This is a genomic window from Vannielia litorea, from assembly GCF_018424695.1.
In the GTDB taxonomy this organism is placed as follows: Bacteria; Pseudomonadota; Alphaproteobacteria; order Rhodobacterales; family Rhodobacteraceae; genus Vannielia; species Vannielia litorea_A.
Genome location: NZ_QTNQ01000008.1, coordinates 1 through 25,919 on the forward strand (window position 1 = coordinate 1; position 25,919 = coordinate 25,919).

General features: G+C 66.1%; 23 protein-coding genes. 11 read left to right on the plus strand and 12 right to left on the minus strand.

All coding sequences use genetic code 11. The features are described from left to right. The coding region (locus DYI42_RS04510; RefSeq protein WP_213544732.1) for an acetate--CoA ligase family protein at positions 1-1,741 on the plus strand (1,741 nt) is incomplete at its 5' end. A gap of 42 nt (positions 1,742-1,783) precedes the next feature. Here DYI42_RS04510 and DYI42_RS04515 read toward each other — a convergent pair. The 3 genes from DYI42_RS04515 to DYI42_RS04525 form a co-directional block, all read right to left on the minus strand. Beyond that, entirely contained in the window at positions 1,784-3,337 is a 1,554-nt protein-coding gene (locus tag DYI42_RS04515) for a tannase/feruloyl esterase family alpha/beta hydrolase (protein WP_213544733.1), read from the minus strand. Positions 3,338-3,428: 91 nt separating this feature from the next. Then, positions 3,429-4,205, minus strand: a complete 777-nt coding sequence (locus DYI42_RS04520; RefSeq protein ID WP_213544734.1) for an enoyl-CoA hydratase/isomerase family protein — start codon at positions 4,203-4,205, stop codon at positions 3,429-3,431. 24 nt (positions 4,206-4,229) lie between these two features. Next, on the minus strand, positions 4,230-5,228 hold the full coding sequence (locus DYI42_RS04525) for an NAD(P)H-dependent flavin oxidoreductase (protein WP_213544735.1): 999 nt from the start codon (positions 5,226-5,228) through the stop codon (positions 4,230-4,232). Positions 5,229-5,734: 506 nt separating this feature from the next. Between DYI42_RS04525 and DYI42_RS04530 the strand changes: the two genes are divergently transcribed. The 10 genes from DYI42_RS04530 (at position 5,735) to DYI42_RS04575 (ending at position 16,310) form a co-directional block, all read left to right on the plus strand. After that, positions 5,735-6,184 (plus strand): tripartite tricarboxylate transporter TctB family protein, encoded by a 450-nt coding sequence (locus DYI42_RS04530; RefSeq protein ID WP_213544736.1) that lies wholly within the window; start codon positions 5,735-5,737, stop codon positions 6,182-6,184. Continuing rightward, positions 6,184-7,755, plus strand: a complete 1,572-nt coding sequence (locus DYI42_RS04535; protein ID WP_213544816.1) for a tripartite tricarboxylate transporter permease — start codon at positions 6,184-6,186, stop codon at positions 7,753-7,755. Before DYI42_RS04530 ends, DYI42_RS04535 begins: the two co-directional genes overlap by 1 nt. 105 nt (positions 7,756-7,860) lie before the next feature. Beyond that, positions 7,861-8,811, plus strand: a complete 951-nt coding sequence (locus tag DYI42_RS04540) for a Bug family tripartite tricarboxylate transporter substrate binding protein (protein ID WP_213544737.1) — start codon at positions 7,861-7,863, stop codon at positions 8,809-8,811. Between the two features lie 67 nt (positions 8,812-8,878). Continuing rightward, on the plus strand, positions 8,879-9,841 hold the full coding sequence (locus tag DYI42_RS04545; RefSeq protein WP_213544738.1) for a D-2-hydroxyacid dehydrogenase family protein: 963 nt from the start codon (positions 8,879-8,881) through the stop codon (positions 9,839-9,841). Further along, positions 9,838-10,587: a GntR family transcriptional regulator gene (locus DYI42_RS04550; protein WP_213544739.1), complete on the plus strand. Its 750-nt coding sequence runs from the start codon at positions 9,838-9,840 to the stop codon at positions 10,585-10,587. Before DYI42_RS04545 ends, DYI42_RS04550 begins: the two co-directional genes overlap by 4 nt. 18 nt (positions 10,588-10,605) lie before the next feature. After that, positions 10,606-11,415, plus strand: a complete 810-nt coding sequence (locus DYI42_RS04555) for an alpha/beta fold hydrolase (RefSeq protein ID WP_213544740.1) — start codon at positions 10,606-10,608, stop codon at positions 11,413-11,415. Between the two features lie 101 nt (positions 11,416-11,516). Continuing rightward, positions 11,517-13,598, plus strand: coding sequence for a 3-hydroxyacyl-CoA dehydrogenase NAD-binding domain-containing protein (locus tag DYI42_RS04560; protein WP_342344608.1), 2,082 nt, complete (start codon positions 11,517-11,519; stop codon positions 13,596-13,598). A gap of 3 nt (positions 13,599-13,601) precedes the next feature. Beyond that, the gene (pcaF, locus tag DYI42_RS04565; RefSeq protein ID WP_213544741.1) at positions 13,602-14,804 is read left to right on the plus strand and encodes a 3-oxoadipyl-CoA thiolase; all 1,203 of its coding nucleotides are present in this window, start codon (positions 13,602-13,604) and stop codon (positions 14,802-14,804) included. A gap of 11 nt (positions 14,805-14,815) precedes the next feature. Next, positions 14,816-15,472 carry a glutathione S-transferase gene (locus DYI42_RS04570; protein WP_213544742.1) on the plus strand — a complete coding sequence of 219 codons (657 nt, stop codon included), beginning with the start codon at positions 14,816-14,818 and terminating at the stop codon, positions 15,470-15,472. An 85-nt stretch (positions 15,473-15,557) separates the two neighbouring features. Further along, positions 15,558-16,310: a GntR family transcriptional regulator gene (locus tag DYI42_RS04575; RefSeq protein WP_213544743.1), complete on the plus strand. Its 753-nt coding sequence runs from the start codon at positions 15,558-15,560 to the stop codon at positions 16,308-16,310. A gap of 24 nt (positions 16,311-16,334) precedes the next feature. On the opposite strand, the gene DYI42_RS04580 is transcribed toward DYI42_RS04575, so the two are convergent. The 9 genes from DYI42_RS04580 to DYI42_RS04620 all read right to left on the minus strand — a co-directional run bounded on the left by DYI42_RS04580 (position 16,335) and on the right by DYI42_RS04620 (position 25,919). Then, positions 16,335-17,102: an enoyl-CoA hydratase/isomerase family protein gene (locus DYI42_RS04580; RefSeq protein ID WP_213544744.1), complete on the minus strand. Its 768-nt coding sequence runs from the start codon at positions 17,100-17,102 to the stop codon at positions 16,335-16,337. Positions 17,103-17,121: 19 nt separating this feature from the next. Continuing rightward, a complete protein-coding gene (locus DYI42_RS04585; RefSeq protein ID WP_213544745.1) occupies positions 17,122-17,727 on the minus strand; it encodes a flavin reductase family protein in 606 nt (201 codons plus the stop codon). Beyond that, the gene (locus DYI42_RS04590) at positions 17,727-18,356 is read right to left on the minus strand and encodes a carboxymuconolactone decarboxylase family protein (protein WP_213544746.1); all 630 of its coding nucleotides are present in this window, start codon (positions 18,354-18,356) and stop codon (positions 17,727-17,729) included. Before DYI42_RS04590 ends, DYI42_RS04585 begins: the two co-directional genes overlap by 1 nt. Further along, on the minus strand, positions 18,353-19,546 hold the full coding sequence (locus DYI42_RS04595; RefSeq protein WP_213544747.1) for a CaiB/BaiF CoA transferase family protein: 1,194 nt from the start codon (positions 19,544-19,546) through the stop codon (positions 18,353-18,355). Before DYI42_RS04595 ends, DYI42_RS04590 begins: the two co-directional genes overlap by 4 nt. Beyond that, the gene (locus DYI42_RS04600) at positions 19,546-20,367 is read right to left on the minus strand and encodes an alpha/beta fold hydrolase (protein WP_213544748.1); all 822 of its coding nucleotides are present in this window, start codon (positions 20,365-20,367) and stop codon (positions 19,546-19,548) included. Before DYI42_RS04600 ends, DYI42_RS04595 begins: the two co-directional genes overlap by 1 nt. Continuing rightward, the gene (locus DYI42_RS04605; protein ID WP_244867550.1) at positions 20,364-22,328 is read right to left on the minus strand and encodes a TRAP transporter permease; all 1,965 of its coding nucleotides are present in this window, start codon (positions 22,326-22,328) and stop codon (positions 20,364-20,366) included. Before DYI42_RS04605 ends, DYI42_RS04600 begins: the two co-directional genes overlap by 4 nt. Positions 22,329-22,455: 127 nt before the next feature. Then, entirely contained in the window at positions 22,456-23,586 is a 1,131-nt protein-coding gene (locus tag DYI42_RS04610) for a TAXI family TRAP transporter solute-binding subunit (protein WP_213544749.1), read from the minus strand. A 147-nt stretch (positions 23,587-23,733) separates the two neighbouring features. Continuing rightward, entirely contained in the window at positions 23,734-24,888 is a 1,155-nt protein-coding gene (locus DYI42_RS04615) for an acyl-CoA dehydrogenase family protein (protein ID WP_213544750.1), read from the minus strand. Beyond that, entirely contained in the window at positions 24,885-25,919 is a 1,035-nt protein-coding gene (locus DYI42_RS04620) for an acyl-CoA dehydrogenase family protein (RefSeq protein WP_213544751.1), read from the minus strand. Before DYI42_RS04620 ends, DYI42_RS04615 begins: the two co-directional genes overlap by 4 nt.

A 25,919-nucleotide genomic window follows, 5' to 3' on the forward strand; every position in this document is an offset into this window, starting at 1 on the left:
GGCGGCACTGGTGGCGCGCGTCCGGTCGGCGGGGGCGCGGCTGCTCGGCCCCAACGCCATGGGGCTCTTCAACACAAACGACCGGATATTCGCCACCTTCTCCTCGGCGCTCGACAGGGGCATTCCCGAGATTGGCCGCGTGGGCGTTGTCAGCCAGAGCGGAGCCGTGGGCAGTTACATCCAGAACCTGATCCTGACCCGAGGCGTGAACATCTCAAAGTTCGTCGCCACAGGCAACGAGGCCGATGTGGAGGCCTCGGAGTGCCTGGAGTGGATGGCGGGCGACCCGGATACCGATGTGCTGGTGGTCTACCTTGAGACCTGCCGCAACGGGCCCGGGCTGATCCGGGCGCTGGAGGTGGCACGGGCCAATGGTAAGCCGGTGATCGTGCTGAAGGCCGGGCGCACCGAGGCGGGCCAGCACGTGGCGGCCAGCCACACCGGGGCAATGGCCGGTTCGGTGGCGGTCTTCGAAGCGGCGCTGGAGGCGGCGGGAGCGCATCTGTGCCGCTCGCTCGCAGAGCTGGTGGAACTGACCTACACCTGCGCGGGCGGCGTATTGCCGAAGGACCGCAACCTCGCCATCATCACCGTCTCGGGCGGTATTGGCGTGATGTCGACCGACGCGGCGGTTGAGCAGGGCCTGGCGCTGCCGCCGATGGGCGCGGCGGCCTTCGAGACGATCCGGCAGCACTTGCCGCTCGCCGTGGGGCTGAACCCGCTCGACACGACGGCGGCCACCATAGGCGACCGGACGATCTTCATGGGGGCGGTGGAGGCGATGCTGGCAAGCCAGTCCTATGGCTCGGTGATGCTCTTCGTCGGCAACGCCGGGCTCAATGCTCGCGACCCGAAGATCATGGCCGAGGGGCTGACGAAGCTGGTGGCCTCCTATCCCGAGACGCTCTTTGCGATCTGCACCCAGTCCACCCCCGAGAACGCGGCGGCCTTCGAGGCGACAGGCTTTCTCGTCTATGAGAACCCCGAGGCCTGCGTGCAGGCCTTTGCCGGGGCGGCGCGGCTGGGCGAGGTGCTGCGGAGCCCGTCGCTTTCACGCCCGGCGCTGCCCGCGCCTGTGGCCCTGCCAGCGCGGCTCGACGAGGTGTCCTCCGCCGCGCTTCTGGCGGAGGCGGGGCTTCGCTTTGCGCGCTCCGAGACGGCCACCAGCGCCGAGGAGGCGGTCCGGCTCGCGGGCGAGATCGGCTACCCGGTGGTGCTGAAGGTCCGCTCGCCCGACATCGCCCACAAGTCCGAGGTGGGCGGGGTGAAGGTGGGCCTGGCCGATGCAGAGGCCGTTCGCGAGGGCTACGAAGGGATCCTGGCCTCGGCCCGCACCGCCGCGCCGGAGGCGGAGATCCTGGGTGTCAGTATCAACGAGATGGTGGACGGCGGGGTGCAATGCATCCTTGGCACCCACCGGGATGCCACCTTCGGGGCAATGGTGATGGTGGGCCTGGGCGGCATCTACACCGAGGTGCTGAAGGACACGGTTATGCGCCCCGCCCCGGTGGGCCGCGAAGAGGCCCTGGATATGATCCGGGGGCTGAAGGGCTTTGCCCTGCTCGACGGCGCGCGCGGGGCCGAGAAGGCCGACATCGGCGCGCTGGCCGATAGTATCGTGGCGCTCTCGCGCTTTGCCGCCGCGCAGGGGGCGGGGCTGGAGGGAGCGGAGATCAACCCGATGATGGTGGGTTCCGAGGGGTGCATCGGGGTGGATGCGCTGGTGATCCCGTCGCGCTGACGCCTTGGTGATGGCCGGGCCTCCGGAGGCCCGGCGCATGGCTCATTCGGCGCAGGACCAGCTCTCGCCCGAGGCATTCCAGGTGACATAGGTGGGGTAGGCGCAGAGCGGGCGCTCACGCGCCGGTTCGCCGCCCGAGACCATCTGCCCATCGGGGGCCTGTCCCTCCTCAACCCAGGCCATCAGCATGTCGAGACCGGCAAACACATGCGGCCCCGGCCCGGTGCGGCCGTGCTGCACGCCGGTGAGCAGGTAGAGCCGGGCGAAGTCGTCGGTGTCGCCATCGTAGCGGTCGCGCACCGTCTCGAACCACCGGGTCGTGTCGATCGCGGAGATGCCGGTGTCGCCCATCCCGTGAAACACCAGCAGTTTGCCCCCTGCGCCCTTGAAGGCGTCGAGATCGGCCGATGTGGCATCGGTGAACTGCGAGGCGGCATCCATGAAGGCCGGGTCCACGTCGAAGTCAAACTCGTACTTGTCGAAATCGTGGCGTGGCGGATCGCGAAAGACGTTGTACATCGACGTGTTCCGCGCCTTGCGCCCGTTGTTCGGGAACTCGGTGGCATCGCCGATGTGCCATCCCATGAAGTCGGAGCCGGCGTCATAGGCGAAAGGCGCGTAGAGCTCGTCCCCGGCTGAGTTGAACGGGCCTTCATGGATCAGCGTGAAGGCGTCGATCTGATCCCGGCTGAGGCAACCCTCGCCGGCCCCCTCGGCACAGAGCAGCGCGGAGAAGTCGGGCGTGCAGAGGCGAGCGGTATCCACCACGCCGTCTTCCAGCCCGTCGAGCCCGTCGCATTGCGTGGTGATCTCCCCGGCGAGCAGGGCAAAGTCCTCTGCGTCGAAGAAACGGGTGAAGATCGGCTTGCCGTTGTCGTCCTTCGGGGCGCGATCGGCGAGGACCTTCACGCTCCACGCGCCCGCCACATGGCCGCGTGTCTGCTGCTTGATCGGGTTCATCGAAAGGATGCCGTCGAACTGGTTGGGGTGCTTCATGGCGAAGACGAGACCCTGCCGCCCGCCGTTGGAGTTGCCGAGAAAGTAGGAATAGCGCGGCCAGAGGCCATAGGCCTCGTGCAGCAGCGCCTTGGCGACGGTCGCGGTGATATCGATGGAATTGTAGCCCCAGTCCGTGCGGGCCTTGGGTTCGGAACCGAAGCTGGTATCGCCCCGGCTGCCCAGGTTGTGGCCGCCATCGGTGGACACCACGGCAAAGCCCTGCGTCAGCGCGAGCGGGTGGCCGATGGTGTTGGTGCCCAGCGCAGGCCGAATCGAGCCATCCACGCCTCCGCCGCCCTGGAAGAACAGCCGCTCGTTCCAGTCGGCGGGCATCCGCAGCTCGAAGCCTGTGGCGTATTGCTTGCCATCCGTACCGGTCCGCTCTTCGAGGTAACCCTCGAGGCGGCAGTGATCGGGCAGGGCGGTGTCACCTTCAGTGACGCCGGTGAGGAACTCGGCGGTCTCAACGCGCAGGTCAGGATAGGCGAAGTCGGCCAGCGCGGCACATGTCTCGCCCGACATCTGGGCCTGGATGGGGGTTGCGAGAAGCAGGGCCGTGGCTGACAGGGTCAGCCCGGCTGAGCAAATTGATTTCATGGGTTTTTCCTCCGTTGTCCGCTCGTGCGGATGCAGGGAGAATATATAAAATCATAGAATTAATCTATTGATTCTTGATCCCATGAGCGAGTTACCGCCCGGTGAACTTCGCCTCGCGCTTCTCGCGGAAGGCAGTGACGCCCTCGTTGAAGTCGTGGGTCTGGTGAACACCGGGTTGGGTGAGTGCTTCGAGCTCGAGAAACTGGTCAAGGCTCGGGCTCTGCGCCATCTGGAACATCTTCTTGGCCATTGCGATCGCATAGGTGGGTGCCTCGGCGTATTCCCCGGCGAAGGCGCGAGTGGCGTCGGCTAGCTCTGCAGGGGAAACCACGCGGTTGACCATCCCCAGCGCTTTCGCTTCCGGTGCTCCGACGAAACGCGTGGAGTACACCATCTCACGGGCGCGGGCCTGGCCCAGCAGACGGGTAAGGAAGAACACCGCCCCGGTATCGGGCGCCAGGCCGCGCCGAGTGAAAATTGCAGAAAACCGGGCATCCTCTGCGGCGATGATGAAATCGGCGGCCATGGCCATGGAGAGGCCGAGGCCCACGCAAGCGCCCTGCACCGAGGCGATCACCGGCTTCTCGGTCGTGTAGATCGCCCGGATCAGCCGATGGCCGTTCCATTGCAGATTGTTGCGTGAGCCCTTCGGGTCGCGCTTCTGGATCTTGTCCACATCGGCTCCGGCGCAGAAGGTCTCGCCAGCCGCATCGAGCACCACCACGCGCACCTCGTCGTCCTCGTTGGCCCGGTCGAAAGCGTGGCGCAGCTCCACCCGCATCTCGCCCGCCAAGGCGTTCTTGCGTTCGGGGCGATTGAGGGTGATGCGGGCGATGGTGCCTTCGCGGCTGTAGTCGATCTCGGCCATGACGTTCTCTCTCTCCTCCCGGCCTCAGCGGCCCGATTGCAGCCGCGCGGCCCAGCGGGCGCGGGCGGCTTCGTATTCTTCCACCATGCGGTCCACCAGCGTGGCGGCGGGCGGCGCGTCGGTGATCTGTCCTACACCCTGGCCTGCGCCCCAGATGTCTTTCCAGCGCAGGTGCCGCTCGCCGGGCGAGCCGGTGATGCCATCGGCCGGGCGCCTGATCTCGTCGAGGTCGAGCCCGGCGCGGGTGATCGAGGGGCCGAGGTAATTGGCGGGCGTTCCCGAGAAATACGGCGTGTAGACAATATCGCCCGCCTCTGCCTCCACCAGCATCTGCTTGTAAGGATCAATCGCGGCGCTCTCGGCGGTGGCAATGAAGCGGGTGCCGATATAGCACAAATCGGCACCGAGCAGCTCGGCGGCGAGCACCTGTGCGCCATTGGCAAGGGCGCCGGCCAGGATGATGGGGCCATCCCAGAAGCTGCGGACCTCGGAGAGGAAGGCGAAGGGGTTGAGCAAGCCGCCGTGACCACCCGCACCGGAGCAGACAAGGATCAGCCCGTCGACTCCGGCCCTGATCGCACGCTTTGCATGGCGCACGGTTGTGACATCGTGAAACACTAGCCCACCGTAGGCGTGGATGCGTGGCGTGACTTCGTCCGGCGCGCTCATCGAGGTGATGAGAAGCGGCACCTCATGGTCGATGCAGGTCTGGATATCAGCCTCCATCCTTGCGTTGGTCTTGCGCAGTATGACGTTGACGGCATACGGCGCAAACGGGCGGCCCTCGGCCCGGGCAGTGTCCCGGGCGGCCTCGACCTGCGCCAGCCAGGCGGCGAGTTCCTCCTGCGGGCGTGCGTTGAGCGCAGGGAAAGAGCCGATCACACCACTGCCACAGAGGGCGGTGACCAGCGCGGGGTTGGAGACGAGGAACATCGGCGCTGCAACGACCGGAAGGCGCAGCCCGGCGCGCAGGGCCTCGACGGCGGCGCGGGCGTCTTGCTTGTGTGGCGTGCCGTCATTCATCGGCCTCTCCTCCCCTGTGGTGTGGTTCCGCCCCCGATGTGCCAGCCCGGAACGGGCTGGCAAAGTGCGGAAATGCTGCCAAGCTTTAACCAGAGGTTAGGCTTGGGTGAGAAAGCCCGCATCCTCCGCATCGATGTGTTTGGGCTAGAAACAGCGTCACCGGAGGCGCGCGGGAGGCGGTCCGGACTTTGGCCCCCGAATCGGCTCGGGCGTGGCGGGTCGATCATGAACATCGGGGTCGTTTCGGTCGGTTCCCCCCGCGAAGAAGGCTGCAAGACAGGGGAAGCGGAGACATGAAGCACTGGGCGAAACCCCTTTTTGGCATGGTTCTCTGGTCAGAAGAACTTTCATTTGACAAAAAGCTACATTATAGATTTTTGTAAGGGAAGGCCGAAGTCGGTCGCCTTGATGCCCGGGATCTCCGGGTCATGGCGGATCAGGCGGGCCAAGCGCGGTCGGGGACAGGCTGAAAGCCTGGGGAGCCGCTGGATACGGGAGGAAGCTGTATGTATCGGATCGACTACGTGGATATCGTGGGAGGGGCCCTGCTCATCCTCTTCGGTGCCGCAGTCACCTACACATCGGTGACGTATTACCCGATGGGAACGCCGAGCCGGATGGGCCCCGGCATGTTCCCGGCAGGCCTCGGCGTGGTGCTGGCCGTCCTCGGGATTCTGCTGGCAGCTCAGGCGCTGCGGCGCCCCGGACCCAGGCCGGATGTTCGCATTTTCTCGCCGCTCTTCATTCTCGGCGGAATCGCCGCCTTCGCCGCGATCATCGTGCCCTTTGGGCTGATCCCGGCCATTGTCGCGATACTCGTGATCTCCTCCTTGGCCGACCTGAAGATCCGCCCCGTGAGCCTGGTCATAAGCTGCATCGGCCTGAGTCTCTTCGCGCCCTTCATCTTCGTCTTCCTGCTCGGATTGCAGATACCCCTGCTGCGGTGGCCCTTCTGATGGAATTCCTCGGCAACCTCGCTCTCGGTCTCGGCGTCGCCTTCACGCTGCAAAACCTGTTTTACTGCTTCCTCGGCGCGTTGCTCGGCACGCTGGTGGGGGTGATCCCCGGGCTTGGCGTGCTTGCGGCGATCTCGATGCTGTTTCCGCTCACGTTCCACCTTGAGCCCACGACGGCGCTCATCATGCTTGCGGGCATCTGGTATGGCACGACCTATGGCGGCTCCACCGCCTCGATCCTGCTGAACCTGCCCGGCACACCTGCCAATGCCGTGACCTGCCTCGACGGCTTCCCGATGGCCAAGCAGGGCCGTGGTGGCGTTGCACTCTTCATGACAACCGTGGCCAGCTTCTTCGGGGCCTCCTTCGGGATCGTCCTGCTCACGCTCTTCACCCCGATAATTGCCGACTATGCATTGAGGTTCGGCTCGGCGGAGTACTTTGCGCTGATGCTGATGGGCCTCGTTGCCTCGTCGACCATATCGGAAGGTTCGGCGATCAAGGGGCTGGCCTCTGTCACCATCGGGATCGTCATCGGCCTCGTCGGCATGGATACCCAGACCGCCACCGTGCGCTTTGCTTTCGGCAACCTTGGGCTGCTGGAGGGCGTCAGCCTGATTGCGCTCGCCATGGGTGTCTTCGGGGTGGCCGAAATCATCATGTCGGTGCGGCGGGTCAATGCTGCCGACATCGACCCCGATAGCGTGAAACTGAAGGCCATCGTGCCAACGCGTGACGATGTGCGCCGCTCGTGGTTTCCCATGTTGCGTGGCGCCTCGATGGGCTCGTTCTTCGGCACCCTGCCCGGCACCGGACCGTCGATTGCGGCCTTCCTTTCATACGCGGTGGAAAAGCGGGTATCGAAGACGCCGGAGCGCTTCGGAAACGGGGCCATCGAGGGCATCATGGGGCCGGAAAGCGCAAACAACGCGGCCGACCAGACCGCCTTCATCCCCACGCTGTCGCTGGGTGTGCCTGGGAGCGCCACCATGGCACTGATGCTGGGCGTGCTGATGATCCACGGGGTCGCGCCAGGGCCGAACCTCATCAGCACCGAGCCCGAGCTGTTCTGGGGCCTCATCATGAGTTTCTGGGTCGGCAACATCATCCTGCTGCTGCTCAACATCCCGCTGATCGGGCTCTGGGTGCGGATGCTGACCATCCCCTACCACCTGCTTTACCCGGCGGTGCTGATGTTCATCTGCATCGGAGCATACACCTCGGGCTTCTCGCCGTTGAACATCTGGATGGTCGCGGGTTTCGGGGCGCTGGGCTACGCGATGCGGATTTTCCGCTTTCCCGGCGCGCCGCTGCTGCTGGGTTTCGTACTTGGGCCGTTGATGGAGGAGCATTTCCGCCGGGCCATGGTGTTGGCGCGCGGCGACTTTGCGGTGTTCTTCGAGCGTCCGATCAGCGCCGTCATCATGGGGATCACCGGGCTGGTGCTGATCTGGGGTGTCTGGAGCTCGGAAAACATGCGCGGCAAGCGCCGCGCTCGTGCGCTGGCCCGCGAGGCGGATCGCCGCGCGCCCGGACACTCCGAAGAGGAGGTTCAAGAGGGCACGAATTGAACCGGCCAGCGCTCATCTGCTGAAGCAGCTGGGCCAGGCCAGAACCCAAAGACCGGTGAGACCCGCCCGCGAGGGGCTGGCCGCCACAACAGAGGAGGAGACCTCATGAAGAAGATGATCACTGCCCTGGCACTCGCTGCGGGCCTCGCAACACCGCTCGCGGCTCAGGATTGGCCGAGCGGGACCGTATCCATCGTGGTGCCCTATTCGCCCTCGGGCAACACCGACATCCTTGCGCGCCACATGGCGCCCTACCTCGAAGAGAAGTGGGGCCAGCCCGTGGTGGTCGACAACAAGCCCGGCGGCGGCTCGATGGTGGGCACCGCACAGGTGAGCCAGGCCAACCCCGATGGGCTGACCCTGCTGATGACCACATCGGCCTACGTCACCGCCCCGGCCATCCAGCCCGACCTGCCATTTGATCCGCGCACCGATCTCGTACCGATCGCCAACGTGGGCTACGTCTCTTACATCCTGCTGACGCAGGGCGATTCCGAGATCGACACGCTCCCCGAGTTCGTCGAGGACAGCAAGGAAAACCCCAAGTTCGCCGCAACTGCCGGCCTCGGGACCACTACCCATTTCGCCATCGAGCAGTTCATCGCCCAGTCGGGCGCCAACTTCGACGTGGTGCACTTCAAGGGCGGCGGCCCTGCCGTGGTGGCGATCCTGAGCGGCGAGGCCGATATCTACGGCTCCTCCGTCAGCTCGGCCGGAGACAACATCGCCAGCGGCAAAGTGAAGGTGCTCGCGGTGCTCGGCAACGATCGGATCGATGCGCTGCCCGACGTGCCCTCGACTGCCGAGCTGGGCTACCCGGAGACGGAGATTCACCAGTGGGTCGGCGTCTTTGCGCCCGGCGGGACCGATCCCGAGATCGTGGCCAAGATCAACGCCGACATCAACGAAGTGCTCCAGAACGAGGCGTTCATCGCAACGGTCACGCCGCTCGACTGGACCCTTGAGCAGAGCACGCCCGAGGGCTTTGCAGCCGAAGTCGACAAGGAGTTGAGCGGCTGGAAGAAGCTTGCTGAAGAGCAGGGCATCTCGAAGTAAGGGGCCTCCCCGAGCCGGTCGCCTGTCACCGGGCGACCGGCAGTTTTTTGAACAACGGCGGTGCCACATGCCCCAGCTACCGGTCTGCGCAATTCTCGATGACTACCAGGAGGCGGCCCTTGCGGTGGCCGATTGGTCGGCCCTCGATGGCCGGGTGGAGCTGCGCCGTTTCGGCGAGCATCTGGGCGGCGAGACGGAGGTCGCCGAGGCTCTCGCGGGGGTGGAGATCGTGATTGCCATGCGCGAGCGCACGCCCTTTCCGCGCAGCCAGTTCGAGTGCCTCCCCGATCTGAAACACCTCGTTACGACAGGCGCCCGCAATCGCAGCATCGACCTTGAGGCCGCCCGCGACCATGGCGTGACGGTCACTGGAACCCGCAATGCAGGCAACCCGGCGGCCGAACTGGCCTGGGCGGGGATGCTCGCCGCGCTGCGCAACATTCCTGTCGAGGTGCAAAACTTCCGCGAGGCCGGACCCTGGCAGCAAGGCTTGGGCCGGTCGGCCGAGGGCAAGCGGCTGGGCATTCTGGGCCTTGGAAAGCTGGGAGCCAAATGCGCAAGCTTCGGGCAGGCTTTCGGCATGGAGGTGGCCGGATGGACCCGCACAGACCTGCCCGCGCGGGCCGAGGCGCTGGGCATCCTGCCGCTCGCGCTCGAAGACCTCTTTGCGACCTCTGATGTCGTGATGATCCAGATGTCGCTAGTTCCGGAGACGCGCGGTTTTGTTTCGTCCGGGCTGCTGGCTCGGATGAAGCCTGATGCGCTTCTGGTCAACAGTTCACGCGGCCCGATTATTGACGAGGCGGCACTGATCGCCGCGCTGGAGGGAGGACGCATCGGCGGGGCGGTGCTTGACGTGTTCGACACCGAGCCGCTGCCAAGGGACCATCCATTCCGCCGTCTGCCGAACGTTCTGGCGACGCCGCACATCGGCTATGTGACCGAGGAGAACTATCGGGTCTACTATGCCGATGCGGTAGAGAACGTGGTGGCATGGCTCGATGACGCGCCGGTTCGGGTGATGGGATGAGCGGAGTGTCCGCGACCGCGACCGCGCTGAAGAAGAGTGCCGTCTCCCGCTATCTGCAACTCGCAGGCCATTTTCGGCGACGGATCGAAACCGGCGAATGGCCGGTGGGGCACCGGATTTCCACGGTGGTCGAACTCGCCGAAGAATGCGGCGTCGCCGGGATGACCGTGCGTCGCGCGCTCGACATTCTTGAGGGCGAGGGCCTGATCGAGCGGTTCAGGGCGAAGGGCACATTCGTGCGGGAGATGCCCAAAAAGGATTTGTGGTGCGACATCCGAACCGACTGGGACGCGCTGCTCAATGCCCGCTATTCGAGCCATATCGACGTGCTCTCGAACGAGCTTGGCCCGGCCCCGCGCTTCCTCGCGTCCGAGAACTGGCCGGGCCGGCCTGCGCGGCAATACCGTCGGCTGCGGCGGCGCTACTGGCGGGAGGGCGCGCCCTTCATGCTGGCGGATGTCTATATTGACGAGACCGCCTTTCAGGCTCTGCCCGAGGGCAGCGCCGAGCGGCTGACGGCGCTGCGCATGGTTTCCGACCTGCCTGGGCGACCGATCGCCAATGCCCAGCAGGAGTTGACCATCCTCTCCGCCGATCTGACCCTGGCGAGCGAGCTTTCGGTGCCGCAGGGGGCGCCGATGGCCCGGATGGTGCGGTTGGCGGTGGATCAAGATGATATCCGCGTGCTGGTGGCCGACGGCATCTATCGCGGCGACAGCACCAAGCTGCGCCTCAAGCTGAAGTGACCTGAGAGGAGAGAGCCGATGAGCCCCGTTCCGGGAGAGAGAAAGACCGTTCGCAACGGCGAAACGGTGGTCGCCTATACAGTGCTGGGGCCCTCGGACGATGCCGCGCCAACGCTGTGCCTGATCGCCTCCACCGGGCGCGGGCCGGCTGATTTCGCCCACCTGGCGGACAAACTCGCAGATGGCGGGCTGCGCGTGGTGCTGCCCTGGCCGCGTGGGGCGGGAGAGAGCGAGGGGCCGCTGGAGGGGATCACCTTCCACGATCTCGCCGCCGATGCCGCGGCCGCGCTGGAGGCGGAAGCGGGCCCGGGCGGGGCGGTGATTGTGGGCCATGCCTATGGTTGCTGGATCGCACGGACAGTTGCTCAGGACAGGCCCGACCTGGTGGACGGGATCATCCTGCTCGCGGCAGGCGGCGGTAAGTGGCCCGATGACCTGTCGAAGGCCATCGAGGTGGCGATGACGCCCGAGGCCCCAGAGGCCGACCGGATTGCAGCCCTGCAACGCGGTTTCTTCGCCGAGGGCCACGATCCGCGCCCCTGGCTTGAGGGCTGGCATGCCGAGCTGGTCGTGGCCCAGCGCGCCGCACGCGCTGCGACCGACCGTGACAGCTGGTGGCCAAGCGGCACCGCGCCGATTCTCGATATCGTGGGGCTGCAAGACCCGTTCCGCGCCCCCGAGGCGCGCGACTTTTACGAGAAGGAATTTGCCCCACGGGTTGAGCTTGTCACCGTTGATGGAGCAAGCCATGCGCTGCCGGACGAGAAGCCAGACGAAGTGTCGGCGCGCATGTTGGGCTGGGTGAAAGCGCTACTTCCCAGCAATTAGTTCTGCAAAAAAGCTATACATATAGCTTAAAATGTTTTATGTCGCTGTCGGGCCAATGCACGCAGCGCATCCGCCCGTGATCGCACCGGAGGACCAGACCTGTGAACACCCGAACAGCCACCCCTTCGACCGGCAAAGTCGCCTTTCGGATGGAGGGAAGCATCGCCGTACTGGAGATTGACAATCCTCCGGTCAACGCCGGTTCCCACGCAGTGCGGGAAGGCGTCGTCACCGGGATCGCGAAGGCAGGAGAGGCCGGGGCGGAGGGTGCGGTGCTGCTGGGCGCGGGCCGGAGCTTTATCGCCGGTTCCGATCTGCGCGAGTTCAACAAGGCGCTGGCTTGGCCCGAGTTGCCCGACGTGATCGCGACGATCGAAGCCGCGCCCTTCCCGGTTGTGGCAGCCCTGCATGGCGTGGCGCTCGGCGGCGGGCTTGAGCTGGCGCTGGGTTGTGACTATCGCATTGCAGCGCCCGGCACCATGGTCGGGCTGCCCGAGGTATCGCTAGGCATGATCCCCGGCGCCGGCGGCACCCAGCGCCTTCCGCGCCTGATCGGGCGCAGCAAGGCAATGGACCTGATCTGCCGCGCCGCCCGGATCCCGGCCAGCGAGGCGCTGCCGCTCGGGCTGGTGGATGCGCTCTGTGAAGGAGACCTGCTGGAAGGCGCCATCGCCTTCCTCGCGGCCGCGCCGCGCCCCAAGCGGCTGAGCCGTGCTCTGATGCCGCCGGAAGAGACGGACGAGGCGCTGGAGGCGGCAGCCGCAGCGGCGCTGAAGCGCGGCAAGGGGCGGCCCAATGTGGTCGAGGCGATACGGCTGGTCAGGGCCTCCACACAGGAGGCCGGGCCGGTGTTGGCCGACGAGCGCGAAACTTTCCAGAAACTCCGCAAAAGCCCCGAGGCTCACGCCCTCCGGTCGCTGTTTTTCGCCGAGCGCCGGGCCGGTTCGGTGGCCGGGATCGACCCGAAGTCGGCCCGCGCGGTCAGGCGTGTCGGCGTGGTCGGCGGTGGAACGATGGGGCAGGGGATTGCCCGGGCCTTCCTCGCCGCCGGTCTGCCGGTGGTGCTGATGGAACGCGACGGCGCGGCTCTCGAAACAGCGCTTGCGGGACTGCGCGCTGCGATCGAGGGGCAGGCCGGGAAAGGCCGGATCACAGAGGCTGAAGCCACCGCCCGTTCCGAGGCGCTGTCGGGCACGGTGGAAGCGGACGGGCTGGCCGGATGTGATTTGGTGATCGAGGCGGTGTTCGAGGACATGGCGGTGAAGAAGCAGGTTCTGGCACGGCTCGAAGCGGTTCTGCCGCCCGAAGCGATCATTGCCACCAATACCTCCTATCTCGACATCGACGAGATGGCTTCAGGCCTCGCCAACCCCGAGCGGGTACTGGGGCTGCATTTCTTCTCGCCCGCCGACATCATGAAGCTGCTCGAGGTGGTCCGCGCCGCGAAGACCGCGCCCGAGGTGCTCGCCACCGGGCTCAAGCTGGCCCGCAATCTGGGCAAGCAGCCGGTGGTGGCACGCGTTGCAGAGGGGTTCATCGGAAACCGGATCTATGCCGCCTACCGCCGCCGGGCCGAGTTGCTGGTGCTGGATGGCGCCCGCCCCGAGCAGGTTGATGCCGCAGTTACAGATTTCGGCTTTGCCATGGGCCCTTTCGCCGTGGCCGACATGTCGGGGCTCGATATCGCCTGGGCGATGCGCAAGCGGCAGGCTGCCACGCGTGACCCCGCGGCACGCTACGTGACCATTCCCGACCGGCTCTGCGAGGCCGGACGGCTAGGCCGTAAGACCGGGGCAGGGTGGTATGATTACGCCAGCGGCGCGGCGCAGCCCGACCCGGCGGTGGCGGCAATCATCGCCGAGGCGCGTGAGCGCGCCGGGATCACCCCGCGCGACTTCACCGCAGAGGAGATCCAGCACCAGCTCATGGCGGCCATCGTCAACGAAGCGGCGCTGCTTCTGGAGGAGGGCGTGGCCGTGAGGGCGTCGGACGTTGATGTGGTGCTGGCCAACGGTTACGGATTTCCGCGCTGGCGCGGCGGGCCGCTGCACTGGGCCGCGCAGCAGGAGGCGGCGGCACTGGAGGCCGACCTGAACGAACTGGCCCGCGATGTGGGCCATGGTCACAGGGCCGGGCCGGTGGCCCGTGTGTTGGCCGAACTTGACACCGGAAACGAGAGCTGAGTCATGGAAAACGTCTTTATCTGCGATTATGTCCGCACCCCCATCGGCCGCTATGGCGGATCGCTTTCCTCGGTGCGGGCGGATGACCTCGGCGGCCTGCCGCTGAAAGCGCTCATCGCCCGGCATGAGAGGCTCGACTGGGAGGCGGTCGTCGATGTGATCTACGGTTGCGCCAACCAGGCAGGCGAAGACAACCGCTCGGTCGCCCGCATGTCGTTGCTGTTGGCCGGGCTGCCCGAGACGGTCTCAGGCACCACGATGAACCGGCTCTGCGGCTCGGGGATGGACGCGGTGCTGGCTGCCTGGCGCCGCCTTGCGGTTGGCGAGGGCGACCTTGCGATTGCCGGCGGAGTCGAAAGCATGAGCCGGGCGCCCTTTGTCATGCCCAAGGCCACTACAGCCTTCTCGCGCGAGAGCAGCGTGGAGGACACCACCATCGGCTGGCGCTTCATCAACAAGAAAATGCAGGCGATGTATGGCACAGACTCGATGCCGGAGACGGCAGAGAACGTGGCCGAGGATTTCGGGATCAGCCGCGAGCACCAGGACGCCTTTGCCCTGCGCTCGCAGGAGCGGGCTGCGGCGGCCATCGCCTCTGGCGTGCTGGCCGAGGAGATCATTCCGGTCGAGATCCCACAGCGCAAGGGCGACCCGCTGCTGTTCGACACCGACGAGCACCCGCGTGCCACTTCGCTAGAGAAGCTGGCATCCCTGAAGGCGCCGTTCCGGGCGGGTGGCTCAGTGACGGCGGGCAATGCCTCGGGCGTGAACGATGGCGCGGCGGCGTTGATCCTCGCCACCGAGGCTGGAGTCGCTCGCCACGGGCTGACACCGCTCGCGCGCATCACCGGCGGCGCGACGGCGGGCGTGGCACCGCGGGTGATGGGCATTGGCCCGGCCCCGGCGACCGAGAAGCTTTGCGCCCAGCAAGGGCTGGCCCCTAGCGATTTCGACGTGATCGAGCTGAACGAGGCCTTCGCCAGTCAGGCGCTGGCGGTGCTGCGCCGTCTTGGCCTCTCCGACGACGCGGCCCATGTGAACCCTAACGGCGGGGCCATCGCGCTCGGCCACCCGCTCGGCATGTCGGGCGCGCGGATCACCGGCACAGCGGCACGGGCGCTGGCCCGTGGTGCAGGCAAGCGGGCCCTGGCCACCATGTGCATCGGCGTGGGGCAGGGCATCGCAATTTCGCTTGAGGCCGTATGATGGAGAAGACCATGAAATTGCACTGGTCTCCGCGCTCTCCCTTCGTTCGCAAGGTGATGATCGTGCTGCATGAAACCGGTCTCTTGGATCAGGTCGAGTTGAGCCGCAACGTGGTTGCCGTGCAGATGCCCACGCCCGCCGAGGTGCTGGCCGACAACCCTCTCGGCAAGATCCCGGCGCTGGTCACCGAAGATGGCCGCCGGCTGATCGACAGCCGGGTGATCTGCGAGTACCTCGACCTGCATGCGGGCACCGGGTTGTTCCCGGCAGAGCAACGCCTGCGGGTCGCGCATCTGAACTGGCAGGCCCTGGCCGACGGGATGTGTGACGTGCTTCTGATCTGGCGCACCGAACTCAGCCGCGAGACCGGCCCCTGGCAGGCTGTGGTCGATGGATGGCGGGTGAAGGTGGGGGCGGCCATGGCGCGGCTGGAGGCGGAAGCGCCTGAGATCGGTAAGGCGCCTTTTGGCATCGGGCATGTCGCCCTCGCGGCCGCGCTGGGCCAGATGGACTTCCGCTGGCCGGATTGCAGCTGGCGCGATCACTTCCCGCAGCTCACCGCCCTGGAAGCCCGGCTGGCGGCGCGCGCTTCGATCGCCGAGACGGCGGTGGAAGATGACCAGGGCAGCGACTCTGGCGCCCTGACCAAAGGGCATCTGGCATTCTGAGTATGATGCAAAAGACTAGGTTTTCTGATTGATTGCGCTACCATGCGCCGCTACCCTGAGCCTGCAATGGCAGGCAGGGTGTATGATGCAAGGTACGAAATCAGAGAACGCAACGGTCAAGGCGCTGCAAAAGAGCAACGTGGCGCGCTACATCCAGCTCGCCAGCCTGTTCCGGCAGAGGATCGAGAACGGCGAGTGGGAAGTGGGCGCCAAGATTCCCACGGTGAAGGAACTGGCCGACCAGTGCGGCGTGGCGACCATGACGATCCGCCAGTCGCTCGACATTCTCGAGAAGGAAGGGTTGATCGAGCGCTATCGCGCCAAAGGCACCTTCGTACTGGAACGCCCGCGCCGCGACCTCTGGTGCGAGGTCAAGACCGACTGGTCCGGCCTGCTGATCGCCCGGGACAACGCGGTGATCGAGATCCGCGGCGACGAGCGGGGCGTTCCGCTGCCTCGCGGCGAGGACTACATCGGCACACCGGCACCGGCCTACCGCCACCTCAAGCGTCGGCACAGTCGCGACGGCTCCGCCTTTCTTCTGGCGGATGTCTACGTAGACGAGCGGATCTGCCCTCTGATTCCGGAAGAGGCCTATACTGCCGTGACGGCGATGCGACTGGTGAGCGACCTGCCGGGACAGGTGGTCACCGATGCCAACCAGGTGGTGACCATTGGCTCAGCCGACCTTGAAACCTCTGCCGAGTTGAACATCTCGATCGGCGATCCCGTGGCCAAGGTCCGCCGCATGGCGGTGAACCAGCATGGCGACGTGATACTTCTTGCCAACGGCATATACCGCGGCGACATGATGAAGATCGAGGTGAAGCTGCGGTAGGGCGGCGCCTCATCCGCCCTGAACTCAACCCTTGAACACCGGCGCGCGTTTCTCGCGGAAGGCGGCCATGGCCTCGGCGGTGTCTTCCGAGGTGGAGAGTGCCTTGGTTTGACCCTGTTCGAAGCGGTAGCCCTCGTAGATCGATACTCCCTCAGTCATCTGGAAGCTCTTCTTCGCCGCTCGCACGGCGGAGGGGCTGGCCTTGGCGATGTCGGCGGCCAGGGCCTGGGCCGTGGACAGCAGTTCTTCGGGGGCCACGCAGGCCGAGGCCACGTTCATCCGCAGCAGCTCGGGGCCGTAGACACGACGGGCGGTGTAGATCATCATCCGCGCGTCGCTCTCGCCGAAGTGGCGGCGGACATGGGCCACCCCGCCCGCGAGGCCGACCATCACCTCGGTCATCTGCAAGAAGCCCTTCTCCGAGGTTACGATGATGTCGCAGCACAGAGCAGTGACGCAGCCCGCGCCGATAGCGGCGCCGTTGACGGCGGCGATGATCGGCTTGGGGCATTCCAGCAGGCAGTCGAAGCTGGCCCGCACCCGGCGGTTGTGGGCGGTATAATGGCCCGGATCCTGGGTCGGGCGCTCCGATAGGTCTGCCCCTGCAGAAAACGCCTTGCCCTCGCCGGTGAGCACGATGGCCCGCACGTCCGTGCGGTCTCCCAGCGCATCGATCACTTCGGCGATCTCCTCGCGGAAGCGGTTGTTCTGGGCGTTAACCGGCGGGCGGTTGATGGTGACGGTGGCCACGAAGTCGGCCACCTCCAGCGTGAGGGTCTCGTAATCGCTCATCTATGTGTCTCTCCGGTCGTCAGTCCGCCAACGGACGCAGCATCTCGAAGCTGCGCGGCGGAACGGTGTATTCACGATAGCCCATGCGGCCCAGCGGCTTCAGCTCTTCCACGTCCACCAGCCCGTCCTTCAGCACGCGCTCGTCGATATGGATGCCCACCACCTCGCCGATGGCGATGCGGTTGGTGTTGGGCAGCCCGCTGGAGGGGGTGAGGGTGATCACCTGGGCGAGCTTGCATTCCACCGCCACAGGGCTCTCGGCCACCCGCATCACCGGGATATTCTTGCAAGGCACAGAGGTGAGGCCGGAAGCGGCGAACTCGTCGACCTCGGGCGGGTAGCTGGCGGATGACTGGTTCATCTGCTCGCGCAGCTCGAAGGTGGCGAGGTTGCAGCAAAAGTAGCCGGTCGCCTCGGCATTGGTCACGCTGTCCTTGGCGCTGTCGGATGAGAACATCACATGTGGCGGGGTCGATGCGACCGAGTTGAAGCAGCTGTAGGGGGCGAGGTTGGGGGTGCCATCGGCCGAGACGGTGGAGATCCAGCCGATCGGACGCGGCACGATAAGGGCGAGCCAGGGGTTGTGCGGCAACCCGTGGCCTTCGGTGCGCGGGTCGTAGAACATCAGCGCTTTGCTCCCGAGCCGGGCATCTCGGCCAGCTTTCCCTCTTCGCGGGGCAGGTCGGCGCTGACACCTTCGGGAAGCGGAACGCGGTGCACGTTCAGCGTCATCGCGACCATCGAGTAGTAGCCGATCACGGCGGTCAGCTCGACCGCGCCCACTTCGCCCCAGCGCGCTATGATGGCCGCGTAAGTCGGCTCGCTCACGTCGCCGCGCTGCACCAGCTCGCAGGCGTAGTCGTAGATCTCGCGGGCCACGACGTCATCGCCGAACGCCGGCACCGAACAAGTGCGTATGGCCTCGGCGATGGCCGGGTCGAGCCCGGCGCGGTCGGCATCACCCGCGTGGATCGCCCACTCCAGCTCACTGTTCCAACGCCGCGCGGTCACCAGGATGGCCAGCTCGTTGAGATGAGTCGGCAGCGAGGTTTCGAACCGGAGGACTTGCCCCAACCTCTGCCAGCGGTCGGCCAGCACCGGGTTGTGCAACGCCGCGCGCAGCGGGCCAACGAGGGTGCGGCGCGGGCCCGAGACGATCTGCTCGTACACCTCGCGCTGCGCCTCGTTCATCGTTTCGGGTACCGGAAAGCTGATGCGGCCCCCATTGGCGGCGCTCTCGCTCTGCTGGCTCATGGCTGCGTCTCCTTTAGTCCGAGTGCCTTCAGCACTTCTTCTGTGTGTTCTCCGAGTAGAGGCGGGGCGCGGTCGAACGCGAGCGGGGCGTTGGCAAAATTGAGCGGGCTGATGACCTGCTTCACGCTGCCCGAAAGCGGGTGGGGGATGTCGCGCAGCATTTCGCGGTGCTGCACCTGCGGCTCGTCGAAGACGCGCCCCACGGTGTTGATCGGGCCGGAAGGCACCCCGGCGGCGGCGAAGCTAGACACCCAGTGGTCGATGGTGCCAGCAGCCAGCGCCTCGATCAGCAGGCCCTCCAGCTCCGCAAGGTTCTCGACCCGAGCCGCGTTGGTGGCAAACTTAGGGTCGTCTGCCAGCGCGGTCTGGCCGATCACCTCGGCGAACTTGCGAAACTGCCCGTCGTTGCCCACGGCCAGCACGATGTAGCCGTCCTTCACCGGGTAGACGTTTTGCGGCTGGATATTGGGGTGGCGGTTGCCGCGCCGCACCGGCTCCTGGCCCGAGACAAGGAAGTTCATCGCCTGATTGGCCAGCATCGCCACCGAAACGTCCAGCATGGCGAGGTCGATGTGGTCGCCCTTGCCTGTCTGGTCGCGGTTGGAGAGCGCTGCCAGCACGCCGATCGCGGCATACATGCCGGTCATGATATCGACAATCGGCACGCCTACCTTCTGCGGTCCGCCGCCGGGGCTGCCATCTGGGCCGCCGGTGACGCTCATCAAACCACCCATGCCCTGGATCATGAAATCATAGGCCGCATCGCCCGCCATCGGGCCAGTAAGGCCGAAGCCGGTGATAGAGCAATAGATGAGCTTCGGGTTTACCGCCTTGAGGGCTTCGTATCCAAGGCCCATGCGCTCCAACGTGCCGGTCTTGAAGTTCTCCAGCAGGATGTCGCTCTCGGCGGCCAGCGCCTTGACCACGGCGCGGCCTTCCTCGCTCTTGAGGTCCAACTCGACCGAGCGCTTGCCCCGGTTCACGGAGAGGTAGTAGCCGGCCTCCTTGGTCGGCTTTCCGTCCTTGTCCTTCAGGAAGGGGGGGCCCCAGCGGCGGGTGTCATCCCCCTCGCCGAGGCGCTCGACCTTGATGACGTCGGCGCCAAGGTCGGCAAGGATCTGGCCGCACCAGGGTCCGGCCATGATGCGGCTGAGGTCGAGCACGCGGAGGTGAGAGAGGGGGCCGGGCATCAACGGGTCTCCTTGGTGTTGTCTTGCGCGGTGGCCTCCAGGAAGGCGGTGAGCGCGGTATTGAAGGCGTCGGGTGCCTGGAAGTTGGGCAGGTGGCCGGCGCCGGGAATGTTGGTGAAGGTTGCGCCCGGCACGGAGCCGAACTGCGCCGCGACGGCTTCGGGCATCGCACCGTCCTTCTCGCCGGTGATCCCGAGGAAGGGCACGGCGAGCGTGGGCACCACTTGGGAATGGTCGTAGCTGGCGAGCGCGTGGGTGGCGGCGGCAAAGCCTTCGACGGGCGTTGCGGCGATCATCCGTGTCAGCCGGGCCAGCGCGGGCGCATCCTCGGCCATGCCGGGCATCCAGCGCGGGGCAGTCGAGGTGGCGATCTCTTCCATGCCCTTCTTGCGTGCAGTGTCGCGCCGTTCGCCCCAGAAGGCCTCGCGCCCCGGGGCCGAGCGGCTCACCCCGTCCACCGCGACGAAGCGTTCAAAGCGGTCCGGCGCGGCGGCGAAGGCGGCGAGGCCGGTGGGCACGCCCATGGACAAGCCGATAAAGGTGCAGCGGGCGATGCCGAGCGCGTCGAGCAGCGCCACCACATCGGCACCGTAGCGGGTGAAGTCCATCGCCCCCCCGGTCACGTCGGAGGCCCCGTGGCCCCGCTGGTCGTAGCGAACCACCCGGTAACGGTCCGAGAGCGCCGAAGCCTGGCCATCCCAGACCGAGAGATCGGTGAGCACCGAGTTGGAGAACACCAGCCAGGGCGCGCCTTCTGGCCCCTCAGTGCGGATGTTCAGGGCGGTGCCGTCGGGCAGGGTGAGGCGGCGGGCGTCGCTCATTCGGCCCCTCCTGTCACGTTGGGCGCTGTAACGCGCGGGCGGGTCGCGTAGCCGATGCCATAGACCAGCCCCAGGGCGGCGAGGCCTACTACATCGGTGATGCGTTCGGGTACGAGCAGGCAGACACCGCCGACCAACATCACCAGCGCCTCCCACCCCTTCGCACGACGGTTGAGGAAGTAGAGCCAGCGCTCGGAGGCTGCGGCCAGCATCAGGATCGACAGGATCGCCGTGGAAACCGAGCGGATGATGTCGGGCCAGTCGCCCTGCAGGATCAGGCTCGGGTTCAGCACGAAGAGGAATGGCAGCACAAATAGGATCGCACCGAGGCGCATGGCCGTGACGCCTGTGCGCATTGCCGGGGCCTTCGCGATCGAAGACGCCGCAACGGCCGCCATCGCAACGGGCGGTGTGATGTAAGACAGCATAGCCCAGTAGAGGATGAAGAGGTGGCTCGCCATGAGGCTGAACCCTCCCTGCACGAGCGCCGGTGCCAGCACCACGGCCAAGAAGATGTAGCAGGCCGAAACCGTCATCCCCATCCCGAGTATGAACGAGGTGAGCGCACCGAACACCAGCAACAGGTAGGGGTTGCCCCCCGCGTATTGCAGCAGTTCCCGCGAGAAGGCATTGCCGACCCCGGTGATGGCCAGCGCGCCGACGACCATGCCGACGCCCGCCAACACCCCCACCAGCATGCCGATGGTCACGCCGGTTTCCATCACCAGCCGCAGCACCGGCTCCATCATGTTCTCCTTGCGGGCGCGGATCAGGGCGGTGACCAGCAGCAGGATGGTGATGTAGAAAGGCGCCTTGGCCTCGGCGTTCGTCGCCAGCAGCAGCACCACTAGCGCGACGAGGCTGATGAGGAACACCCAGCCGGAGCGGAGCACCAGCAGAAGCTTCGGCAGCTGGTCGCGCGGCAGGCCCTTGAGGCCCTTCTTGGCGGCGTAGCAGTCGGTCTGGATCAGCAGAACGAGGTAGAACAGCAGTGCAGGGACGGCCGCGGCCACCATGATGTCGGCGTAGGGCACGCCCATGAAGGAGGCCATCACGAAGGCGACCGAGCCCATCACCGGCGGCATCAGCGCGCCGCCGGTAGAGGCGCAGCTCTCGACCGCGCCGGCATAGGCAGGCGGGTAGCCGCATTTCTTCATCGTCGGTATGGTCATGGCGCCGGTCGAGATGACGTTGGAGATTACACTGCCCGAGAGCGAGCCGAAGAACCCTGATGACAGGATCGCCACCTTCGCCGGGCCGCCGCGGGCATGCCCCATCAGGGCAGAGGCGAGGTCCATGAAGAACACGCCGCCTCCCGAGACGGTAAGCGCCACGCCGAAGACGATGAAGCCGATCAGAAGGTCGGCGATCACCCGGATCGGGATGCCGATGATGCTTTCCACGCCCAGCGAATGGCTCAGCACTGTTTCGGGCAGGCTCAGTTGCACGCCCCAGAGAAAGCCCGGCAGGTAGCCGGTGTAGAGCGGGAAGGCCGCGAAAATCGCGCAGATGATGAAGAGCGGCAGACCGGCGCAGCGGCGCACCGCCTCGAGCGACAGCAGCACCAGCCCGCCGGCCATGAATGTGACGGGGGTTGGGGCGATGTATTCCCAGCCACGGTTCAGGATCTCGTCGGTATGGGCCGCGAAATAGAGGCAGATGCCGAAGGCCAGCGCTGAAAGCGCCCAATCATACCAGGGCACCCGCGCCGCATCGGCCTCCCGGGCCGGGTTCGCCAAAAAGGCCACCGGCATGAACAGGCCAACGATGATGTAATAATAGGAGGTGCTGATCGGCCGGAAGCCCAGCGTCTGCAGGTTGAAGATCTGGTTGACGATGATCGCCAGACCTATCGCCGACAGAACGAAGGTCACAAACCACGCCGCGCCCGACAGGCGCTGCTCCGGCTGCGACCAGAGCTTTGGGGCGGGGGAGGTGATGGGTGTATCTGCTGTTTGCATGGCTGGGTCCGGAAATCAGGAGGGCGGAAGCGCCGCCCCGAGGGAGGGTGGGCGGTGCGAAAGACCGGCCTTCGCGCCGCCGCCGTCATCGGGCACCCCGGTCTGGGGGCAGGGGTGCCCGAGTGGCTCAGTTGAGCATGTCAGCCTTGTAGGCCTCCCAATAGGCGGGCCAGTCCTCGTCGGAGACGCCTTCGGCATCGGCCTTTGCCAGCGCTTCGGGCCATGCAGCCTTGATCTGCTCCAGCTCAGCCAGCCGCGCCTCGTTCCACGCGTCATCTTCCGCGTCCCACACACCCTTTTCGCGCAGATACTTGATTGCACCGGGGTGGAAGGGCGCACCGGCAGGGGAGGTGCCAGCATCTTCGAGGTTCCACCGGTTCATCACCTGGTTGCCGTCCTTGAACAGGTCATAGCTCTCGTCGAGCGCCTTGATCAGGGCGTAAACCTCGTCATCGCTGACATCGGCATAGGTGGCGAGCTGTGGGTAGCGGTAGCCCAGCAGGTCCGCCGGATCATCCTCGGAAATGCTCACGCCAACGGTCATCTGGGTGGGCGAGAACACGGGCGCGCTTTCACGGACCCGCGCCCAGCCTTCCTCGTCCGAGCCCGGCATGTCCAGCCAGCGCACACCGCGCCCGCCTTCGGCCTCGCGCAGCGCGGCCACGGTGGGGGTCACGGTCACAACGTCGATCTCCCCCGCGATAAAGCCCTGCACCATGGCGCCGTAGCCCGGGTAGGTCACAGCTTCGATGTCATCCTTGGTGAGCCCGCCAAATGCCAGCTCAGCCGCGATGTTCATGTCGATGGACGGGTTCGCCTGCACGTAGCCAACCTTCTTGCCGCGCACATCGGCGACCGTCTGGATCTCGGTGTCGAGCCCGGTGATGAGGCCCACGGCAGCGGGGCGACCAAGCAGCACACGGGTGTCCTGCGGGCCCCAGTCCTTGGCGGCAAACTCGTAGCTGGCCTCGGCGGCAAAGAGGATCTCGTTGCCCATGAAGCCGAAATTGGCGCGCTTGGTCTTCAGCGGCAGAAGCCGCCCGATGCCGGTGCCCGAGGGAGTGATCCGGACGGTGGTGCCGAATTGCTTGTCGAGCGCGTCGGCCATGGCCGAGGCTTCGACGTAGCCGGTGGACCCGAGGTCGTAGGATGTCCAGACCATGGACTTGGGCAGCGCCGAGTCCTGGGCCCAGAGGGCCTGGCCGGCAAACATCGCAACGGACATGGCCGTTGCCTTCATGAAGGTAGAGCGCAGCAAATCGTATCCTCCCTTTGCTCCGATTGATTTGTCGGACGGTGTGTGCCGTGGCAGACGCCGCTCGGGGCATCTTAAGCGGACCTCACACTAAAAGTCAATTTTATACTTTTATTGGTTTTGAAGCCTTATCAGAGGCTTGCGAGATGCTCAGCTGGGTAGGTCGAGAATCGCCTTGGCCAGCATGTTACGCATGATCTCAGTCGAGCCGCCAAAGATCGTGGTCGGGCGTGCCGAAAGCCAGGTGGCGGCGGCGTGAAGCTGGCGGTCAGCCTCGGGGGGCTGGGCCAACCCTGCATCTTCGCCGGCCACTTCCATCATCAGTTCAGAGATGCGCTGGTACAGCTCGCTCTGGAAAATCTTCAGCATCGCAACGTCGGCGCCTATGGGGCGGCCGTCGCGCAGCATGTCGACATAGGTTTCAAAAAGATCGCCGAGGTCGGCCACATCGGATTGCAGCGCCACGTAGCGATCGCGGAACACCGGATCGTGCCAGGCCCCGGCCCTGAGCGCGATGCGCTTCAGCCGGGTCATGGCGGCGGAGGAGAGACGCGGGGCGCCGATGAAGACGCGCTCGTGCCCGAGCAGCGCCTTGGCCGCCGTCCAGCCCTCGTTGACACCGCCGACGATGTAATCGGCGGGCACGCGCACGTCGTCAAAGAAAACCTCGCAAAACTCGGCCTCACGCTCGAGATTCTCGATGTTGCGGGTGGTCACGCCCGGCGCGTCCATCGGAACCAGAAGGAAGGATATGCCCGCTTGCTTCTTCACCGTCTTGTCGGTTCGGGCGAGGATGAAGATCCAGTTGGCATCCATCCCCAGCGTGCACCAGGTCTTCTGGCCGTTGATCACCCATTCATCGCCGTCCAGCACCGCCTCGCAGCGCACGGCGGCGAGATCCGACCCCGCGCCGGGTTCGGAATAGCCCTGCGCCCAGACGTGTTCGCCCGAGAGGATCTTTGGTAAAAACTCCGCCTTCTGCGCCTCGGTGCCGTATTTCAACAGGAGCGGGCCCAGCATGACCGGGCCAATGTCGTTGACCCGGGCGGCGCCGAAGCGTTCGAACTCCTCGATCAGGATCAGGTGCTTGCCCGCCGTGAGCCCCATGCCGCCATGCTGGCGCGGCCATGTGGGGCAAATCCAGCCGTGTTCGGAGAGCACGAGATACCAGGGCTTCACGTCTTCCCAATGCAGCCGGCTGAGGCTGTAGCGCGGGATGTCGGGATAGTTGGTTTCTACGAAGTCGCGAGCCAGTGTGCGGAAGTCGGCGTCGCTCATCGCGTTGAAATCGGGCAGATCCTTCATGCGGCCTCTCCTTCGTCGAGCAACTCGGCCAGCCGGGCGCGAAGCACGCGGGGCGCGCCAAAGAGGTTGGCCTCGGCCATCGCCTTGCGGACGAAAAGCCCGATGTCGGCCTCGTCGGTGATGCCCATGGCACCGTGCATCTGGATTGCCTCGCGGCTGACGTGCATCGCCAGTTCGGCGGCCCGCAGCTTGACTCGCGCCGCGCCTCGCGCCCGGGTGAGCGCATCGGCGCCGGTGTCGAACCGGCGGGCGGTGGCGAAGATCGCGGCGCGCGACAGTTCCAGGCTCACCTTGATCTCGGTGGCCCGGTGCTGGAGCGACTGAAAGCTGCCGATGGGACGGTCGAACTGCTTGCGGACGCGCAGGTAGTCGAGGGTAATCTCCAGCGCCCGCTCGGAGAGACCGAGAAGGTAGGCCGAATGGGCGAGCGTTGCATCTTCCAGCACCGACTGCGCCGCTGGGCACGGGTGCTGCGCGTCCGGTGCGGCATAGCTGATGCTGCAAAGCTGGCCACCGTCGAGCGTTTCGGCGGCATTGAGCGTAACCGCGTCGCGCGGCAGCAGGGCGAGTCCGTCACCGCTCACGACTGCAAAGAGATCGGCCCCCGTCGCCCCCTGAACAGCAAGCTTGCGCCCTGCACCCTGCCATGTCAGCGCGCCGGGCGCATCCTGCCATGCCCAGGTAATAACCTGATCGCCCTTCATCGCCGCTTCGGGCATGTGCTCCTGCAGAAGCGCACCCGCCATGATCGCCGGCAGCACCGGCTCCGGCAGCAACCCGCGCCCCAGGACCCGTGCCAGCTCACAGGTCTCGCGCATGCCAAGCCCAAGGCCACCAGCCTCCTCGCCTACGCGCATCAGGAAGAGCCCGAGTTCACCCGCCTCGGCCATCACCGCGCGGTCGTAGCCTGGCCCATCGAACCGCGCCTTGCGCACCCGGTCAAGCGCGCCATCGGCCGGAACAATTGCCCGCGCGCTCTCCACGATCATCCGGGCGTTTTCGACCCACTCCTCGACCAATCCATCCGCCAT